The sequence below is a fragment of the Clostridium sp. genome, assembly GCF_040797585.1.
In the GTDB taxonomy this organism is placed as follows: Bacteria; Bacillota; Clostridia; order Clostridiales; family Clostridiaceae; genus Clostridium_Z.
Map to the genome: position 1 here is coordinate 1 of NZ_JBFNEO010000261.1, position 3,325 is coordinate 3,325.

A 3,325-nucleotide genomic window follows, 5' to 3' on the forward strand; every position below is an offset into this window, starting at 1 on the left:
TTATTAAATTCAGGATAAGATTGATATATAGTTATTTAAACACTAGGAAGATTTTTTATAAAAATCATTTAAACAGAGAAATAGGTTTAGATGATTTAAGGAGATTATTATATGAATAATAATAATGGATTCCTTATGAATATTTTCTGTAAAAATCATTACCAAGAAAGATAAATTAAGGGATTTTTCATAAAAAATAAGTTTTTATGGAATGAAAGATAATTATAGAAAACACAAATAGTTTCATATTTTTTACTTTTTTTACAAAAAACATTGAACTTCATATGAAGATATGATAGTATTTCCTTGTAAAAGTGAGAAAATATAAAGCTATTAAACTTATTTAAAAAAGGAGTGAAAAACATTAAAAATGTTTTTCTTCATGGAAGTAGTGGAGTAGGAAAGTCCACTATAATAAATAAAATACTAGGTAGTGTTAAATGTAGTCTGGGTGGATTTAAGGAACAGCATATATTAAATAGTAAAGAAAAAGAATTTAAGCATGAGTTTTAGCTTATAGCTTCTTTATTTAAAGAAGATACTATAAAACCTTAATAATGATTTAGCCTTTAAAGGTATAGGTAATTTGAGCCATATTACTTATACATAAAGGTAGAGAAAACATAACACTTAGCAAAATAAAGAGAGATTAACTTTATTAAAGTTAATCTCTCTTTATTAGTTTAAATATTAAACATAGAAGTTAATTTTAGTATTTATTTAAAAGTTATTTTTCTTGAACTTGACTTAATATTTTAAACTTAATTAGTACCCTCTCACCTTCTTCTAACATTTCATATTGAAATTTTAAGGGACTATTTATTTCATCAAATTCAATTAGTATTTTATCTAGAACTCTAAGTCTTAAGTTAGAGTAGGTATGAGCGAGTTTTGGTGCCATTAAAATTTCCTTTAAGTCTTCTAAATATATGGTAGTATTACCAGTATCACAGTGTCTTTTTAGATATAAAAATAGTAATTTACCATAGACTGATTGAAACTTTGGAGTAGGCAAGGTTGTGTTAGAACTCTTATTTTTTCTATTTATTGATACTTTTTTTATCATAACTTCACCACTTTAATTTTTATCATATTATTATAAGGGGAAAATCTAAATTTGTATATAGTTACATATAAATTATGTGCAAATAGTTATAAATTTATAATTTTAAATACCACATTAGTCATATAAATATATTAACAGTAAAATAATTGGGAGGAACTCCGTGGCTAAAGTGGAAGATTTGTTTTTACCAGAAGAAATACTTAGGGAAGCATTAAAATGTCATAAGATAAAGTTTTTAAAAAGTGATGAAGAGGATGGAATTATACTATATGGAGAAGTGTGTACTGGCTTCTTATTAATTGATGAGAAAGAGGAAGAGTTTATTAAAGTGGTTAAGGAAAGTAGTTATGATTTAACCTTAGTTTTAAGTTACGGTATCATAAAAAAAGATATTTTAAAAGGAATAGAAGAAATAAAGAGATATATAAAACTCGCAGACTCTTATAAAAATGACATAATATTAAGAACAAGAATAAATAAGGAAAAGATAGGAGAAAAAAAAGAGATAGACCATATTAGAAAGGTAGCAGCTCTATTTCTAAATGATATAAGGAGGTTTATAAAATTTAATAGTAATATAGTCTTTACCCAAGACTATAGGAATGTAATAAGGGAAGAAGTAGATAGGCTTTTAAGAAAGAGGTATTTTAATGTTTGCTATGAGAATATAGGGGAAGAGTTAAACTATGTTAAAGAGTATAAGAATTTAAATTTAATAGATACCTATTTTGTGGCTTATAATCATATTTTTGTAGTCAGTTATTTATTTAATTCAAAGACAAAGGTGGATTTGCCAAAGGATGTAATGATGAATCCGAGTTTAATAAAGCTTATTGTTTTAATAAATCCTATTAAGGAGGATCTTATAGTAAAAAGTAGGTGCAATAGCTGGATTTTAATTGATGGTCTTAGAGGAAGGATTATAGAAACGGATTTTCCTAAAAGACACTAAATTAAAGAAACTAAAGTATTAAAATAGTTTTAGGGAATATATATATGGTATACCTATTGTAAGATTTAAGTTAATAAAGGATTTAGTATTCTTTTATAGAAATTTAGAATCAGTAACTTAAAATGGAGTGGATATAAGGTGGATTATAAGAACATATTAGAGGCTTTTGTGGAAAACTCAGGAGAAGGAATAATAATTACAGATAAGTTTGCAAATATAACATTTTACAAGGAATCAGTAAATAATATAACAGGTATAGGAGATAAAGATGCCTTAGGTAAAAATATACTTGAAATATTCCCTTATTTAACTGAGAAAACAAGTTCTTTTTACCAAGTAATAAAAAGTAAGAGACCTATTATAGATAAAGTACAAAAGTACAAAAATAATTTAGGAAAGACGGTAAGTGTTGTTACCTCCACAATCCCTATTTTTGAAGAAGGAGAATTCATAGGAGCTTTTGAAATATTCAAGGACTTTACCTTAGTATCAGAACTATCTCAAAAAATACTTAGTCTTGAGGAAGAAATTAATAGAGATAGGTTAGGAGAAAGAAGGACAAAGAAAACTTCTGGTGCTAAATACAATTTTAAAGATATAATCTACAAGAGTAAGGACATGGAACACCTTATAGGAGATTGTAAAAAGATATGTAAAAGTCCGTCACCAGTTTTAGTTTATGGGGAAACAGGAACGGGAAAAGAACTTCTTGTACAGTCTATACACAATGGAGATAAAGTAAGAAGTAAATTTCCATTTATAGCTCAAAACTGTGCTGCTATCCCTCATAATCTATTAGAATCTATATTATTTGGAACAGAAGAGGGAAGTTATACAGGAGCAAAGAGTAATATGGGACTTTTAGAGTTGGCTAGTGGAGGAACTTTATTTTTAGATGAAATTAATTCTATGGATATAGAACTCCAAGGAAAGCTTCTTAGGTTTATACAAGAAGGAGAAGTTAGAAGAATAGGTGGTAAGGATACTAAGGTTTTGGATGTTAGAATTATTGCTTCAACAAATGAGGAGCCTTTAAAGTTATTAAAAGAAGGTAGACTTAGACGTGATCTTTATTATAGATTAAATGTTATTTTTCTTGAAATACCACCTTTAAGGGAAAGAAAAGAAGATATAGAGGTTTTAATTGAATTTTTTATAGATAAGTATAACAAGATAATGGATAAAAGTATTAAAGGGGTAGATAAATCAGTATTAAAATTATTTAAAGATTATCATTGGCCAGGAAATGTTAGGGAACTTCAGCATATTATTGAAAGAGCCATGAATTGGACTGATAGTGAGGTTAT

General features: G+C 26.7%; 4 protein-coding genes. 3 read left to right on the forward strand and 1 reads right to left on the reverse strand.

The window, feature by feature from the left end; all coding sequences use genetic code 11:
- Window positions 1-354: 354 nt before the first annotated feature.
- Window positions 355-513 carry a nucleoside-triphosphatase gene (locus AB2369_RS12460; RefSeq protein WP_367666797.1) on the forward strand — a complete coding sequence of 53 codons (159 nt, stop codon included), beginning with the start codon at window positions 355-357 and terminating at the stop codon, window positions 511-513.
- 214 nt (window positions 514-727) lie between these two features.
- On the opposite strand, the gene AB2369_RS12465 is transcribed toward AB2369_RS12460, so the two are convergent.
- Window positions 728-1,066 (reverse strand): hypothetical protein, encoded by a 339-nt coding sequence (locus AB2369_RS12465; protein ID WP_367666798.1) that lies wholly within the window; start codon window positions 1,064-1,066, stop codon window positions 728-730.
- 160 nt (window positions 1,067-1,226) lie between these two features.
- Here AB2369_RS12465 and AB2369_RS12470 point away from each other — a divergent pair, with 160 nt between their 5' ends.
- The gene (locus AB2369_RS12470; RefSeq protein WP_367666799.1) at window positions 1,227-2,018 is read left to right on the forward strand and encodes a hypothetical protein; all 792 of its coding nucleotides are present in this window, start codon (window positions 1,227-1,229) and stop codon (window positions 2,016-2,018) included.
- A gap of 138 nt (window positions 2,019-2,156) precedes the next feature.
- Window positions 2,157-3,325 (forward strand): sigma-54 interaction domain-containing protein (locus AB2369_RS12475; RefSeq protein WP_367666800.1); only part of this gene is annotated, 1,169 nt, incomplete at its 3' end.